At 48.3% G+C, this 15,493-nt stretch carries 12 protein-coding genes and 1 tRNA gene; 8 read left to right on the forward strand and 5 right to left on the reverse strand.

The genetic code is table 11. The annotated features are described in order from the left end of the window. The first annotated feature begins 427 nt into the window (after positions 1 to 427). Positions 428 to 1,603 (forward strand): oligogalacturonate lyase family protein, encoded by a 1,176-nt coding sequence (locus I6L74_RS04100; protein WP_015960289.1) that lies wholly within the window; start codon positions 428 to 430, stop codon positions 1,601 to 1,603. A 137-nt stretch (positions 1,604 to 1,740) separates the two neighbouring features. Here the strand turns inward: I6L74_RS04100 and I6L74_RS04105 are convergent, their stop codons facing one another. The 3 genes from I6L74_RS04105 to I6L74_RS04115 form a co-directional block, all read right to left on the reverse strand. Beyond that, on the reverse strand, positions 1,741 to 2,427 hold the full coding sequence (locus I6L74_RS04105; protein ID WP_059177617.1) for an oligogalacturonate-specific porin KdgM family protein: 687 nt from the start codon (positions 2,425 to 2,427) through the stop codon (positions 1,741 to 1,743). 326 nt (positions 2,428 to 2,753) lie between these two features. Then, positions 2,754 to 3,932 carry an acetyl-CoA C-acetyltransferase gene (locus tag I6L74_RS04110; RefSeq protein ID WP_059177616.1) on the reverse strand — a complete coding sequence of 393 codons (1,179 nt, stop codon included), beginning with the start codon at positions 3,930 to 3,932 and terminating at the stop codon, positions 2,754 to 2,756. Between the two features lie 96 nt (positions 3,933 to 4,028). After that, a complete protein-coding gene (locus I6L74_RS04115) occupies positions 4,029 to 4,895 on the reverse strand; it encodes a LysR family transcriptional regulator (RefSeq protein WP_059177615.1) in 867 nt (288 codons plus the stop codon). A gap of 104 nt (positions 4,896 to 4,999) precedes the next feature. Between I6L74_RS04115 and I6L74_RS04120 the strand changes: the two genes are divergently transcribed. From I6L74_RS04120 to I6L74_RS04150, 7 genes are all read left to right on the forward strand, one after another. Beyond that, positions 5,000 to 5,458 (forward strand): multidrug/biocide efflux PACE transporter, encoded by a 459-nt coding sequence (locus I6L74_RS04120; protein ID WP_015960293.1) that lies wholly within the window; start codon positions 5,000 to 5,002, stop codon positions 5,456 to 5,458. A gap of 119 nt (positions 5,459 to 5,577) precedes the next feature. Continuing rightward, on the forward strand, positions 5,578 to 6,807 hold the full coding sequence (locus I6L74_RS04125) for an amino acid permease (protein WP_059177614.1): 1,230 nt from the start codon (positions 5,578 to 5,580) through the stop codon (positions 6,805 to 6,807). Positions 6,808 to 7,202: 395 nt separating this feature from the next. Then, complete coding sequence (locus I6L74_RS04130) at positions 7,203 to 9,404, forward strand: AAA family ATPase (protein ID WP_059177613.1); 2,202 nt, start codon at positions 7,203 to 7,205, stop codon at positions 9,402 to 9,404. Beyond that, entirely contained in the window at positions 9,404 to 11,110 is a 1,707-nt protein-coding gene (locus I6L74_RS04135; RefSeq protein ID WP_059177612.1) for a LeoA/HP0731 family dynamin-like GTPase, read from the forward strand. The genes I6L74_RS04130 and I6L74_RS04135 overlap by 1 nt, the downstream gene beginning before the upstream one ends. A 367-nt stretch (positions 11,111 to 11,477) precedes the next feature. Then, positions 11,478 to 11,951: a PAAR domain-containing protein gene (locus tag I6L74_RS04140; RefSeq protein ID WP_059177611.1), complete on the forward strand. Its 474-nt coding sequence runs from the start codon at positions 11,478 to 11,480 to the stop codon at positions 11,949 to 11,951. Continuing rightward, the gene (locus tag I6L74_RS04145) at positions 11,951 to 13,078 is read left to right on the forward strand and encodes a PAAR domain-containing protein (protein ID WP_059177610.1); all 1,128 of its coding nucleotides are present in this window, start codon (positions 11,951 to 11,953) and stop codon (positions 13,076 to 13,078) included. The genes I6L74_RS04140 and I6L74_RS04145 overlap by 1 nt, the downstream gene beginning before the upstream one ends. A 549-nt stretch (positions 13,079 to 13,627) precedes the next feature. Continuing rightward, positions 13,628 to 13,915: a hypothetical protein gene (locus I6L74_RS04150; RefSeq protein ID WP_243398820.1), complete on the forward strand. Its 288-nt coding sequence runs from the start codon at positions 13,628 to 13,630 to the stop codon at positions 13,913 to 13,915. Between the two features lie 563 nt (positions 13,916 to 14,478). Here the strand turns inward: I6L74_RS04150 and I6L74_RS04155 are convergent. Both I6L74_RS04155 and actS read right to left on the reverse strand, forming a co-directional pair. Then, a tRNA-Gly gene (locus I6L74_RS04155) sits at positions 14,479 to 14,552 on the reverse strand. Positions 14,553 to 14,633: 81 nt separating this feature from the next. Then, positions 14,634 to 15,380, reverse strand: a complete 747-nt coding sequence (gene actS, locus I6L74_RS04160) for an amidase activator ActS (RefSeq protein ID WP_059177609.1) — start codon at positions 15,378 to 15,380, stop codon at positions 14,634 to 14,636. Positions 15,381 to 15,493 lie beyond the last annotated feature (113 nt).

Here is a 15,493-nt window from a genome sequence, read left to right on the forward strand (position 1 = left end):
CCTGGAAAATTAACGAAACAATGTTCCGATTTCTTTATTGGCACATAGTATCCGCTGCGAAATGGGTTTTCAATTACATTTAAAACGTTGTTTCAATTTTACTGCATCTTAATGACAGAAATGCAGTTGGGATCACGATTGTTGAGAGTTGACGGCGCAAGGATGGTTTAAGAGTCAAAATACGGGATTCAGATTTATCATAGTAAACAATCAATTATAAAACCTTGAAGTTTTGACCGTATAAATTTCATTCAGCGTTAAAAATCAAAGATAATCATCATTATGTGTAATGAATCTCACAAAGTGCGCTATCAGTCACACATATTGAAACGTCGTTTTGATAATTTAATACTTGGTTTTTAACTTATTTCACATGTAGATCTGACTGCCGGAACAGTGTCCAGCCGTCGATACAAAGGAGCGCATCATGGCTAAAGGTATGCGGGTCAAGCTGAACTATGAGGTCAGCCGCGATCCGGATACAGGCGTGGAAATCACCCGCCTGACCCCACCGGAAGTAACGTGTCACCGAAACTACTTCTATCAGAAGTGCTTCTTTAATGACGGCAGCCATTTGCTGTTTGCGGGGGAGTTCGACGGTCACTGGAATTATTACCTGCTGGACCTGAACAAAGCAGAAGCCGTGCAGTTGACAGAAGGCGCAGGCGACAACACCTTTGGCGGTTTCCTGTCGCCAGACGATAAGTCTCTTTATTACGTGAAGAACGATCGCACGCTGCTGGAAGTGAATCTGGAAACGCTGGCCGAGCGCGAAGTTTACCGGGTTGCGGATGACTGGGTCGGTTACGGGACCTGGGTTGCCAACAGTGATTGCACTAAACTGGTCGGTATTGAGATCGCGAAAAGTGACTGGACGCCGCTCAACGACTGGAAAATCTTCCACGACTTCTTCCATAAAGGGCCGCACTGCCGCCTGCTGCGCGTCGATTTGAAAACGGGCGAAAGCGCAACGATTCATGAAGAGAAGAACTGGCTGGGTCATCCTATTTACCGCCCATTCGACGACAATACCGTCGCGTTCTGCCATGAAGGCCCGCACGACCTGGTCGATGCACGCATGTGGATGGTAAACGAGGACGGCAGCAATGTTCGTAAAGTGAAAGAACACGCCGAAGGCGAAAGCTGCACGCATGAGTTCTGGGTGCCAAACGGCTCCGCGCTGGTTTACGTCTCTTATCTTAAGGGTCAGCAGGGCCGTACCATTTATAGCTTCAATCCGGATACCGGCGTGAACGAAGCAGTGATGCAGATGCCAGCTTGTTCGCATTTAATGAGCAACTTTGACGGCTCACTGTTTGTGGGTGATGGCTCCGGCACGCCTGTCGACGTGAAAGATACCAGCGGGTATACGATCGACAACGACCCTTACCTGTACGCATTTGATGTGGCGAAAAAAGCGCACTTCCGCATCGCTCGTCACGACACCTCATGGGCAACCGTGGCGAACAGCCGCCAGGTAACCCACCCGCATCCATCCTTTACCCCGGATGATAAAGCGGTTCTGTTCAGTTCCGATAAAGACGGCAAACCTGCCCTCTATATTGCGAAACTCCCCGAGCAACCTGAAATGTTGCAAGCATGATTTGAGTTAGTGTTTCTGTAACTGGCCTTGCCCTCCCCTGTGGAGGGCTTTTTTTATGCGTGGAATTCAGCCAAATAATACAGATGTAAAAAAACCGGCTCGAATGAGCCGGCTATTTTTACCCGGAGATACTGATATTAGAATGAATATGCCACACCTAAACGGAACCGTGTTTGACGCTCGTCGGTGGTTTTACTGCCGTTTACATTACCCACTTCAACATACGGAGACCAGTTTTTATCAATTTTGTACGCCAGCTTCGCGTTATATTCTTCGGAGTAATCTTTGTTATTACTACGAATGGTACCTTCTGAACTTTTCGCGTAAACATAATTCAGCTCGGTACGGAAATCACCCATCACCCAACCTAACCATGCATCACCACGGTTGACTTTATCGTCATCTTTCTCAGCGCTTGACGGGTAGCGGGTATAATCATAACGATAACGCGCGGCCACATAGAAGCCATTGTCAAAGCTGTATTGCGCATGCAAGAAGGGTTTATAAATGGTGCGGCTGTCATTACTCTCAAGCGTAAAGCCCGGCGTCAGCGCAATATTATCTGTTGCTTTCCAGCGCCAGCTAATTTGATCTTCATGACCGTTGCCTACCGTGTCTGAGAATGGGCGGTCAGCTTTATCGCCGCCTGATTTCCATTTAGCTTCAACGGAAAATCCAAAACCATTCGCAAAGCGATGCGAGACAGCAACGCGATCGGCGTTTGAGCCGCTATCGATGTATTCGTGACGTAAATCAACGGTAACAGCCTGAGCTGCAAATGACGCACCAACAAGAGACGCAAGGACCAGAGATTTCTTTAACATGAAAAAACCCTCAATTAAAATATCATTTCGTTTTTATGGAACTGCATTTTATTTTTAACGTAACAATATTTTAGTGATCGAGATCGTAATTATTTGTTTCATTTTTTTTGGCAAGAATCGACGTGACAGGCATCAACAAACTCACGGAATTAAGGGTAAATTTCAGGATTGAGATCACATAAAAATTATAATGAGAGGGGATTTATTTCTGGTGCGCTAAACTTGTCGCATTAGAATTAACTGAAGTGGAAAAAAATATGATTTCGCTCACACAAAAAAAGGCTCCCCAAGGAAAGCCTTTTTTCAGAAAATAGATTGAGTGGAACTTATCTTTCGATGGCCAATGCCACGCCCTGACCGCCACCAATACACAGCGTCGCCAGGCCTTTCCGCGCATCGCGCTTGATCATTTCATGAACCAGTGAAACCAAAATACGGCAGCCGGAGGCACCAATGGGATGGCCGAGGGCAATCGCCCCGCCGTTGACATTCACACGGCGAGGATCCCACTCCAGCATTTTCCCCACGGATAGCGCCTGAGCGGCAAACGCTTCGTTGACCTCAATCAGATCAACATCGCCAAGCTGCCAGCCCGCACGTTCCAGACAACGCCGCGTGGCGTAAACCGGCGCGATGCCCATCAGAGCCGGATCGACCCCGACGCTGGCAAAGGCTTTGATACGTGCCAGCACCGGCAGATTCAGCGCTTCCGCTTTGCTTTCACTCATCATCATCACAGCGGCCGCGCCGTCGTTAATAGAAGAGGCGTTCCCCGCCGTCACCGAGCCCAGCGTCTCGAACGCAGGATCCAGTTTCGCCAGCCCTTCTGCGCTGGCATCCGTACGCGGTTGTTCGTCGGTATCTACGATCAGCGGCTCGCCATTTTGACGCACGGTTTTTACCGGGACAATTTCATCGCGGAAGCGACCGGAGTCGATTGCGGCGCGCGCTTTGCGCTGCGAATTGAGCGCGTAATCATCCTGTAATGCGCGGCTAATGCCGTATTCGCGGGCCAGGTTTTCGGCCGTCACGCCCATATGATAATCGTTGAAGGCGTCCCATAATCCATCGTGTACCAGGCTGTCCAGCAACTGGCTGTTGCCGAGCTGCGCACCGGTACGGCTGTCGGTAAGGACGTGCGGGGCACGGCTCATATTCTCCTGGCCGCCCGCGATGATAACGTCCGCCTCACCGCACTGGATCGCCTGCGTCGCCAGATGCAGTGCTTTTAATCCCGATCCACAGACATCGTTAATCGTAATGGCCGACACCGTATTGGGTAACCCGCCTTTGAGCGCTGCCTGACGCGCAGGGTTTTGCCCGGCGCCTGCCGTCAGCACCTGGCCCAAAATCACTTCGTCGATTTCTTGTGCGGCAATTCCACTGCGCTCAACCAGGGCTTTAAGCACCACGCTTCCCAGATCCACCGCAGAATGCCGTGCCAGCGCCCCCTGAAAACAGCCGATAGCCGTACGTAACGCACCCACTATCACGACATCTTTCATCACTACCTCAGCGCAAATTAACAGCGCTGATAGTAGAGGCATTGTTATCGACTATTAACGTAATTGTTTAAAATAAGTGAGTTTAATCACAAAGGATCACTGTTTCTCCTGCAAAAACTCACGCAGCCAACTTCCGGCCACCCCCGGCGGTGTCCGTTTGTTCCATAACAGGTCAATAGCAATCGAGCGTGGCCAGCCGGGAACATTCAGTTGGGTGAGCGTTTTCGCTGCAGAAAACTCCTCCACCAGCGCGACGGGCAGCTCGCACCAGCCGAAACCTTGCACCGCCATACTCAGCAACAACAAATAGTTTGGCGCAGACCACACGGGGCCCGCCGTCAGCGTCGGTTCGCGCTCAAGATAGGTATTGAGCCGTAATTCGCGCCAGCCCTGCAGCTCGTCCCGTTCAACCACGTTTTGTGAGGCAAGCGGATGCGCTTGCGCGACATAGATCGCCATGTGCGTTTGCAGCGGCAGGCGGACCACGCCGATATCCGTGGGATAGCTTTCGCGGGCTTCAATCAGCCCGATTTGCGCCCGCTCTTTTTGCACCAGATCGACGACATCCTCGTCTTCACCAATCAGACATTCAAACTCGGTATGGGGAAAACGTTTGTCGAACTGGATCATCAGGTCTTCCAGTACATCCGGATGCAGCGTATCCGACAGCACAAACGCCAGCCGTGCTTCGGTCTGCGCGGTCAGCGACACGGCAAGTTCATCCAGACGCGCACTGGCGGCCAGAATCGACTGCACATAGCCCAGAACCTGTTTTCCTTGTGAGGTCAACACGGGCTGACGCGCTGATCGATCGAAAAGTGCAAAACCTAAATCCGCCTCAAAATGGGCAATCGCAGTGCTGACGGTGGACTGGCTTTTACGCAGACGGCGCGCCGCCGCGGAAAACGATCCGGTGGCCACGGTTTCGACAAACGCAGTAAGTGCTTCAGGGGAATAACGCATAATCTATCTACTTTATCGATGGTTACTATCTTTTATATATCATTTTTTGCGATGAAAATAGCGCACATCAACGCCCATAACGGCGAATTAATGAGGTTCAGGTTATGCAACATGATGTACATCACCGCAAATTGCCGGAGCGGATCTTTCACGCGGTTTGCTTCGAAGGGATTGCCACCGCCATTCTGGCCCCAACGGCCGCCTGGCTGATGCAGCGCTCGGTCGTAGAAATGGGCGGATTAACCATTATCCTGGCGACCACGGCGATGCTCTGGAATATTATCTATAACTTTGGATTTGACCGTTTTTGGCCCGTTCAGCGCGTCACCCGTACCGCAAAAGTCCGCGCGCTGCATGCGCTGGGCTTTGAGTGCGGCTTTATCGTGATCGGGGTGTCCATTGTCGCAGCGGTGCTCGGCGTGACGCTGCTTCAGGCATTCACGTTAGAAATAGGTTTCTTCCTGTTCTTCCTGCCGTACACCATGTTTTACAACTGGGCGTACGATAAACTGCGCGAGAAAAATATCAAACGCCGCCAGCAACGACGCGCTCTGGCAAACTAATTTCTGCACGGGCCGGAAGCCTTTCCGGCCCTTAACGATCACGTCAACTGCGCCCTTAAACCATAACTATGGTAAATTGCACTCCTTTTTGTTGGTTTTACAGTTGATACGTTGCTCTAATGTCGAAAATTTGGTCAAAAGAAGAGACTCTCTGGAGTTTCGCCCTCTACGGCACTGCCGTGGGCGCAGGAACGCTGTTCTTGCCTATTCAGCTCGGTTCCGCAGGCGCTATCGTCCTGCTCGTTACTGCCCTTGTGGCGTATCCGTTAACCTACTGGCCGCATAAAGCGCTCGCACAGTTCATTCTCTCGTCAAATGCCAAAGGCAGCGAAGGGATCACCCGCGCGGTCACTCACTATTACGGGAAGAAAATTGGCAACCTGATTACCACGCTCTACTTTATCGCCTTTTTCGTGGTGGTACTGATCTATGCTGTGGCGATCACTAACTCAATAACCGAACAGCTCGCCAGGCATCTGACGGTGGACACGTCCGTGCGGGTCATGGTGAGCCTGGGCGTGGTGATGGTGCTAAACCTGATCTTTTTGACGGGCCGCCATATCACCATCAAGGTGATGGGCTTTCTGGTCTTTCCGCTGATTGCCTACTTTCTGTTTGTTTCGCTGTATCTCACCTCCAGCTGGCAGCCGTCATTGCTCACCAGCCAGATGGCAGTGAATCAGCACACGCTGCACCAGGTATGGATTTCTATTCCAGTGATGGTTTTCGCTTTTAGCCATACTCCGATCATCTCTACTTTCGCCGTCGACCGACGTGAAAAGTATGGCGATGCGGCCATGGGTAAATGCAAAAAAATCATGAAAGTCGCGTACCTGATTATTTGTCTGAGCGTGCTGTTCTTTGTCTTCAGCTGTCTGCTGTCGATTCCGCCGTCGTATATTGTGGCGGCAAAAGAAGAAGGTGTGACCATTCTTTCAGCGCTTTCAATGATGCCGTCATCGCCCGCCTGGCTGGGTATTTCTGGCATCATCGTGGCGATTGTAGCGATGTCGAAATCATTTCTCGGCACCTATTTTGGAGTGATTGAGGGAGCGACGGAGATCGTGAAATCATCGCTGAATCAGGTGGGAATTAAGAAAAGCCGTGCCTTTAACCGCGCGCTGTCGATAATGGCCGCCTCGCTCATTACCTTCGTGGTGTGCTGCATTAACCCGAACGCCATTTCAATGATTTATGCGATCAGCGGCCCGCTTATCGCCATCATTCTGTTTATTATGCCAACACTCTCCACGTACTTGATTCCCGCACTCAAACCGCATCGCTCCATCGGCAACCTGATCACGCTGATTGTGGGTGTGTTGTGCGTATTGGTGATGTTTGTGGGTTAATTAGAGTGAGCACGCAGCGGTTTTCCCGGTGCGTGTTCAATCTGAAAAGGATATTATTAAATCTACCTGAGCAACGACATTTATCATCTACTTCCTCCCTGAGAATATAGAATTACCTTCCCAGCAACAACTATCATTCCTCGTAGTTTTTCAAACATCCAACCGCAAACTACTCAGTTGAAATCATTAAATAAAATTAATCATAAAATCGTAATTAGGATTAAAGTAATGCCCTTACTTTGCCGTTTATGTCTGGGGGATTTAATTATTTTAACTGACAAAGTTTGTCAGTTTCATCTCTCACACTACGACACATCAGTGAAGTTAAGAGTGGATAAAGGACATATCTGCCCATTACATCGATTTGCCATGGATGTCATATCAAAGGAAGTAATATGTCAGTTGAAGCTGTGACTCCTGGCGGGGTCTACCAAAAAATATCACTGGAAGTTGATCGCATTCTGCAGAATCTCACCCAAACAACAACCGATTCTGCATTACAACACGCGAATGAAAATGCACGCCAGCAGCTTGATGCGTTCCGCCAGAAGCTAAACGATAACATTGAAAGCCTGCAAAAAAATGCTGAGTGGAATACATTTACCATTGCCTTTTATGGCGAAACCAACGCCGGCAAATCTACCATCATTGAGACCCTGCGCATTTTGCTTAATGAACAGAGTAAACGCGCTCGGCAGCAGGCATTCAGAGAATTCCAGCAACAACATCAGCTCACTGAAAGCGACATCGAAACACTTCAGAACGCGCTTAACGAAAATGAAAAACGCGCTAAAGAGTTGGCGGTCGCAATCGAGACAATCAATCATGAATACCTTGAGCGAGAAAATGCGTTTCAGGATCAGATAGAATCTATTACTGCGCTAATTACCGCACAACGGCAGCATCTCTCCCTTTGGCGCAAATTTCTCAACCTATGGGTAAAAACGCCTGAACAGAAAGAAAAAGAGAGCCAGGAAGTGCTAAAACAGGCACTGGCACATGAAAAAGCACACGCGCTGAAATCCATTGAAGAGCAAAAATCCGAATGCGAATCGAACGCCTCGTCCCTGAGACAATTACAGGCGGCGCAAAAGAATAAGCTGGATGAGTTATCTCTGCTTGCCGATGGCGAAATCATCGGCACAGGTGTTTCTGACTTCACAATGGACACGACCCTGTATCCTTTCGAGTCTGGTGCACAACAATTTGCACTGCTGGACGTACCAGGCATTGAAGGAAAAGAAAGCAAAGTTCTGTCTCAAATTCAGCACGCGGTCGAGAAAGCCCATGCCGTTTTTTATGTCACCAGTAAACCTACAGCCCCGCAAAAAGGGGATGACAAAACACCTGGAACACTGGAAAAAATTAAGGCCCATCTTAATGCTCAGACTGAAGTTTGGACGTTATTTAATAAACGCATTACGAATCCCGTTCAGTTGAATCGCCCTACTCTAGTCAGCGCCGACGAGCAACTTAGCCTTGACGATCTGAATAAAAAAATGAGTGAACAACTGGGTGATAATTACCGGGATACTTGGTCCGTTAGCGCGATGCCTGCTTTCCTGAGCGTTGCGGATCATTTGGTACCTGGGTCAGAAAATGCCAAAAAACGCGTTAAATTATTAGAGAAATTAAATCCCGAAGAGATTCTGGAAAAGACAGGTTTAAAGGGATTCTTATCATTACTGACCCAACGACTGGTGTCTGACAGCAAAACCAAGATCGCCCGCTCTAATTTTAATAAAGCGCGCACCACCGTCGAAGATGTCACTTCCGAGCTGTCGTATTTGCAAAAAGAGAGTTATGGCAAATTGGCAAAACAACTGCAAAGCGACACGATCAATGCCCATCAGCTGCTGGATATCTCTCTGGCTTCGTTAAAAACACGTTTGAAAGATCAGAGCGAAACCGCCGTAGATGCTTTCAGAAGTCGTGCGAGGAAGCAGATCTATCGAGAAATCGAAGACGATATCGGCAACGATCGTTTCAAAGATGAGCTGGAAAGTACCATCAAGCAGCAACATGCGGAACTCAACAACACGCTTCCGGAACTCTTAAAGAGTGAACTGGATAAGTTTAAAGGCGAAACCGAAGAGATCGTCAAACGCTTCCAGGGGTATGCCAAAGATGTTCTGGAAACGTATTCGAAGTTACAGAAACAAAAATTCGATAACGCGTTCGAGTTGAAAATCGATATTGATAATGGCCTGAAGTTAACCAGCATGCTTGCGACTTTAGCGGGTGGTGCATTGCTTTTCTGGAACCCGGCCGGGTGGTTCATTCTGGGCCCTGCAATCGCAGGAATGGTTTTCGCGTTTTATAAAGCAGTACGCAGTTTCTTCAGTTCCTCTTACAAAATTTCTCAGCAAAAGCAGTCAGCTGACGAAAACCTGAACAAGATTGCCCGGAGTATGAAGTCAGCAATAGAAGAGGGTATTGACAACGTGTTTCCTGAACTGGAAGAAAAAGTGGTGCAACTTAAATCCATGCTGGAAGAACCCACCCGTCAGGCGGCGCAGATTAATAAGATCCTGATTAACGCTACCGCTAACTTACGCCATCTGTCACTCAGCCTAGATATGTCAGGAAATAAGTAATGGAAAAGACACTCGATGTATTCAAATCGCAGCAAGCGAAGAATCTTGAAATCCTTAATAATCTGAATGCATTTCTGCAGCAAGGCGAAGCGTTTGGTATTCAAACAGAACCGCATTTGCTGCAAAAATTGCAGACGGCAAAAGAGAATGCTTCTAATGGAAAACTGCATATTGCGTTGATTGGTGGTTTTTCTGAAGGGAAAACCTCTATTGCAGCAGCCTGGATGGAGAAACTGGATAAGGCGAGTATGAATATCAGCCACCAGGAATCATCAAACGAGGTAAAAGTTTATGATGTTGGTTCTGATTTTGTGCTGATTGATACCCCCGGGCTGTTTGGCTTTAAAGAACAGTTCGATGAAGGGACGCAGTCCATGGAAAAATACAAAGACATGACGAAGAAATACGTCAGTGAAGCGCATCTTGTCTTGTATGTCATGAACTCCACCAACCCGATCAAAGAAAGCCACAAACAGGATCTGGAATGGCTGTTCCGTACGCTGAATTTGCTCGATCGGACTGTCTTTGTTCTCAGCCGTTTTGACGAAGTCGCGGATGTGGAAGATGAAGAGGACTACCAGTCCAACGCCAGCGTAAAATGTCAAAATGTGGCATCACGCCTGCACGATTTAATCGCTCTTACGCCAAAAGAACGTGAGGAGTTAAGCATAGTGGCTGTCGCCGCCAACCCATTCGATATGGGTACAGACTATTGGCTTGAAAATCCTGAGAAGTTCCGCACGCTTTCGCATATCAGCATGCTACAGACCGCGACCAGTCAAAAAATTGCGCTTAGTGGCGGCCTTCAGGCTTTGGGTGAAGAGACGAAGAAAAGCGTTATTCGTGACATCCTTACGCGCAAATTGCCCGTTGCCATTGAGAACGATGAACGCATCAGCGAAGAGGTTGCCGAACTTGCTGTCATTCATCAGCGGATGCGTAACGAAATGATCGGTATGGAAAAGGACATGGCGGCAACTCGTACCGCTCTGCGAACATTTGTCACCGATTACTTCAGCGATTTGATCCTTCAGGCTGAGGGATTAAGCATGGAAACGTACCTGGCCTTTTTCGAACGTGAAGTCGGTGATAAGGGCATTGTTCTTTCAACACGTCTGCAAAACGAATTTGATCGACGAATTCAGTCCGTCTCTCAGGCGCTTGAAAAAATGCAGATTGGCTATAATGCCGAAATTAACCATTACAACGGAACGCTATCCGCTATGGGTAAGCAGGGTCTGAATTATGTGGTGAAGAGTAAAGTCATCAACAATACGACCGTACTTGCCGCTCGTGATGGTGTGGTTTCGCTAGCAAAAATGGTTGGCCTGGATCTCGGTAAGATACTGAGCTTCAAACCCTGGGGAGCGGTCAATTTGGCAAAAGGTCTGAATGGACTTCTCTCCTTTGCAGGATTGGCTCTGGAGGCGTGGGATTCGCTGGAACAGGCGAAGCGTGAAAAGCAGTTTGCCAAAACTATTCAGGATATGGTGGCAAACTTCCGCGCTCAGCGTGAAGAGTTAATTGGCATCCTCAATGCACCTGACTATGTTGAGCGTTTCTTCTCAGGCTACGTGATGATGAATGACGAACTCGAAGGGTTAGAGAAGACATTACGCCAAAGTAAGGAACGCCAGGCGCAATTTGCTAAATGGCGCGATCAGGTTGAAGCCATTGACGCTGAATTCACACGCGTAAATGCCTGATGCCTGAAACGGTTTGGCGTCTGGCCAGGGTGCTCCCGCTGCGGGCATCCTGGCCACTGAGAATATTGTGCGGTCATAAAACGGTGCAGAACATATTGTGAAAGCCGATCGTCAGGCGCGAGTGCCTGAAAAGGGCAATACTCCTTTAATCGCTTTATCAGCAACCCCAACCACTGCCGCCTTGCTTGCCAATACACCTGCCATAACATCCCCTACTTGAGATTTATCGACGATTAACGCCCATCGTTTTACCTGATAACTTTCTGTTACGAAAAGGAGTTTCACTTAAGTTCAACGTTTATTGCTCACATAGCAGTTGTTTGTAAAATGACCGACAGGATTATACCCATAGCAAGTAGAGGGATTTGTGCAGCAATACACCAACGAGCTAACCGACGAAATAATAAAATCATCCTCTCAACCACCATTCACACCAGAAGAGATCGCCACATTTGACGAAAGCACGCAGCCGGAAGTGTTAAATCTGACCACACGATTTGCCACCTGCCCTGTCAAGCTAATATTCAGAATAGCAACGGTCGGAAGTCTTACCCGTAACGGTGGCGTTCTTCGAAAAGCATCAGGTAAGAGCACTGCTGGAGGATTTCAGGTCACACGAATAGGAGATAAGATTGTATACGCTGACGGCAGTGAAGCCACTATCATTTCTGGTGCTGGCAAGGCTCGAGTCATGCAGGGAGCATCCGCTGCACTGGTTGGAAGTATGCTTGATAATGGCGATGAAATAATCTCAACACCACAATCCAGCAATCGACTGGTATTCCGTGAGGGTGACTCTCTCCCGGAAGGATTCCTGATCATGCCTGGGAGTAAACACTAATGGGTGCTAAAGGGAATTATCTGCTCAGGGGTGATAAGACGGTTTGTGGTGGAAGGATCCTTGAAGGATGGAGCGATCATCAGTTCTTCGATAAAGACATGGCGTGCGAAGGTCATAAAGTGACTTGCGGCAAACATCCCGGGTATTACCGTATTTGCGGCGGGCTTGAAGACGACGATATACATGGTAAAAGGATTGCTGGAACGCTACACAGCTATAGTTCATGCCCCTGCAAATCGAAATTTGTTCCATCAAACTGGGATGATGACTACGAATTTGGTGGAGAACCAACAGTAACGCACATGGATTTGTCTCACCTCGTCGAGATGCCTGTACTTCCGGGACCAATTGCGGATCCTAAAACTGATAGCTTTGCTGACACCTGCAAACCCGAAGATAACCCGCTCTTGAACGGCGTTTATATCTGGACTGAAACCATCGAAACCGGACACGCTTTTGTTGCCGTGCATGAAAACAATACTGTATACATTTACACCCATGGCAGATACGGAAGAACTGGTGGGCCATTCGGAATGACGGGTGATGGTATTCTCGATTTTATGAAAGGTGATGATGCCCGAGACTATTACAGAAAAGAACTTTACGAAAACGACGCTCGAGTTTTTAAAATCAATGATGCAGTCATACCAGAAACCCGTGCATTCTTTGAAAATTTGTGGAAAGAAGGGCGAAAGCCCATAGGGGTAGAGGAAAACAGTGCTACAGATCGAACTGGTCTCTCTATTGACTCCTACGATGTAACGGGAAGCAACTGCACAACGCACACAGTAGCTGGCATAAAAGCCGCAGGCTCAACGATCTTTGATACAAGTTACAGCTCAAAAAGCACTCTGCTTCCTATTGAATCAGAAGAGCATTTCACCATACCAGTATCATTGCAAAATTACCTTCTCAGCAAAAGCCGAAGCCTACATTCAATGGCTGTTGTAGAAGTTACTGGCGAGTTTAAAAACCTGTATCCGAACGTGAACGGACAACACGTATCCCCAGAAGGTAGGGCAGGCAAAGCCAAACGATACGCCGCAGAAACAATGTCTTCACTAGGTTCGATTTCTCCATACTCAGGCGAAAATGTTGGCGCTGTTCTTGGAGATTATGATGAGTAGTTCAACTAAAACCATTCTTAGATGGGCTGGAATAGTCACAGTATCACTTTGCTACTTTATTACTCTGATAGCATCAACATTCACTTTTAGTGCATTTAGGGAAAGAGAAAGTGTGCGTTTTTCTGGCCCAATCTCATTAAAAGCCTACCAAGCTTCGATAGACTCGATCATGCAAGCCACTGATGGTGTTTTTACTGTCGCCCTGTTTGGCTTTGCGATCTGCGTACCTCTGATTCTGCTTATCTTTAAAAAAGTAAGATGATTTGGAAACACTCATAAACACGAACAGTGGCATAAAATTTTTCTTACGATGGGGAGGGATTTTCATCGTTAGCTTGGGTTACTTCTTCGGTCTGTTTGTCGCCTCACAAGCATTCGCGGTTTTCTCTGAAAATCAGACTCTTGTCTCAAACCCTGTTCCATTAAAAGAGTATTACCAAGCTGTTGATTCACTTGGTCAAGCTACAAGCGGTGTTTTTTATGTGGCAATTTACGGTTTCGCTGTCTGCGTACCTCTGATCCTACTTATCTTCAAAAAGGTGAGATGATTTGGAGAGCCGCGAAGCGATTGCGAGTAGAACAAAAACGATTCTTCGGTGGGGAGGCATTGCTTTAGTTTTCGCCATCTACTCTATCGCCCTGATGATTCCAGTGCTTGATTTTGGGTTAACCCGGAAATACAACGGCCCCCCTTCAACAGGTGAGATGGAAGCCCGTTTATGTGAGGCGATCATAGATGACTTATCGCGTTCAGTGGATAACCTCTTGATCAAAGCATTTTTCGGTAGTGCCATTTGCCTTGTTTTGGTCTTGCTCATTTTCAAGAAGGTGAGATGACAGCCAAAGGCTGGAATCCACCAGCCTTTCCCCTTCCCCCCGATTTTAGGCAATAGAAGCCATAAAGCCCCGTTGGTGATACAGCAACAAGCGGAGCGTAGCGACTTCATCGGATTGTCAGAAGGATCACACCTTATCAGGATAACCGTGTACCCATCGGGAAACACTCGTGAGTGTCACCCTTGCGGGAGCGTGGCTGAAACGCTGATAGAACCTACATGTCGTTTGTAGGTACGTTATTAACATAAACCTGTTTACGAGGCTCTGAGAGCCGCACATCGGGCTTGAAATGCGTGTGATCAGTCTGTTGTAAGAGACAATGCCCGGATCAGGCTTTTCCTTCACGTTGTGCTATCGCGGTGTGAGGTTGAAACTGCCGCCGCCGAAATAGTTATACTCTCACTTCCATAGTAACTATCCGTGACAACTAACAGTGTAATCCCCGTTGGTACTTCGTCGTTCAATGGTAGAACGATCACGGCAACTTACTTTAAGGTAAGTTGTTGATAGCGAAACACGTTTAAGCCAGCTACTGGCAGTGTTTTGCCACAAGGGGAGAGATCTGGAGCGGGCGAAGGGAATCGAACCCTCGTATAGAGCTTGGGAAGCTCTCGTTCTACCATTGAACTACGCCCGCTTTGATGGTGCGTAAGGCATTATAGACCTTACGCTTTTTCGCACAAGTCACTCACGCGCTAACCGGTGATTAATTAACCGTTTAGCATTTTGGCTTACTGCCCTGCGCAGGCAGATAGCGCTGAGGATCGATAGCGGTTGCACGGTAACGAATCTGGAAATGCAGGGCAACAGAACTCGCGCCCGTGCTGCCCATCGTCGCGATCTTTTGCCCGGCTTTCACATTTTGCCCGTTATTGACCAGCAACGAGTCGTTGTGCGCATAGGCGGTAATGTAGTCTTCGCCGTGCTTAATCATGATTAAATTGCCATAACCGCGCAGCTGATTCCCCACATAGACCACTTTTCCTGCTCCGGACGCATAGACTGGCGTACCGCGTGAGCCCGCAATATCGATCCCTTTATTGCCGCCCTCTGCCGTCGAATACGGGGTAATCACTTTTCCGCTGGCAGGCCAGACCCAACAGCGCTGTCCGACCGGCGGCCATGACGATTGCGGCACAGCGTAAGACGGCGTCACCTTGGCGGTTTTACCCTTCGAGGAAGAGGATTTTTTCGCCGTCGAGCTACCGCTATTGAGCCTGAGCTTTTGCCCTATTTCGATGGTATAAGGTGCAGAAATATTGTTCAGGCGAGCCAAGTCTTTCACGCTCGTTCCGGTTGAGCGCGAGATTTTATAGAGTGTGTCGCCGCGCTTAACGGTGTAGACCGCGCCGGAGTAGCTTCCCGAATCAGATGATTTACTGCCAGAACAGCCCGCCAGCAGCAATGCCAGCATCAGGCAGAAAAGAGCACTCAGGGGATTTCTCGTCAGGCTTCCTGCGAACAAAACGGATCCTTGGTCAAGGTAAATGGCGTCCTATGATAACAGCCTAAATCCTGTTGCCAACTTTTGCCGGTAATACATATTTAAGCTCGCGGCGACAACTCGTTTGGGAAAGA

Source organism: Lelliottia amnigena (genome assembly GCF_019047465.1).
In the GTDB taxonomy this organism is placed as follows: domain Bacteria; phylum Pseudomonadota; class Gammaproteobacteria; order Enterobacterales; family Enterobacteriaceae; genus Enterobacter; species Enterobacter amnigenus.

Bases quoted from the DNA above. Each gene is read 5' to 3' on its own strand.
- I6L74_RS04115 (WP_059177615.1), bottom strand. From the start codon at position 4,895: ATGCGTTATTCCCCTGAAGCACTTACTGCGTTTGTCGAAACCGTGGCC.
- I6L74_RS04135 (WP_059177612.1), top strand. From the start codon at position 9,404: ATGGAAAAGACACTCGATGTATTCAAATCGCAGCAAGCGAAGAATCTT.
- I6L74_RS04110 (WP_059177616.1), bottom strand. From the start codon at position 3,932: ATGAAAGATGTCGTGATAGTGGGTGCGTTACGTACGGCTATCGGCTGT.
- I6L74_RS04105 (WP_059177617.1), bottom strand. From the start codon at position 2,427: ATGTTAAAGAAATCTCTGGTCCTTGCGTCTCTTGTTGGTGCGTCATTT.
- I6L74_RS04130 (WP_059177613.1), top strand. From the start codon at position 7,203: ATGTCAGTTGAAGCTGTGACTCCTGGCGGGGTCTACCAAAAAATATCA.
- I6L74_RS04125 (WP_059177614.1), top strand. From the start codon at position 5,578: ATGTCGAAAATTTGGTCAAAAGAAGAGACTCTCTGGAGTTTCGCCCTC.
- I6L74_RS04120 (WP_015960293.1), top strand. From the start codon at position 5,000: ATGCAACATGATGTACATCACCGCAAATTGCCGGAGCGGATCTTTCAC.
- I6L74_RS04100 (WP_015960289.1), top strand. From the start codon at position 428: ATGGCTAAAGGTATGCGGGTCAAGCTGAACTATGAGGTCAGCCGCGAT.
- I6L74_RS04145 (WP_059177610.1), top strand. From the start codon at position 11,951: ATGGGTGCTAAAGGGAATTATCTGCTCAGGGGTGATAAGACGGTTTGT.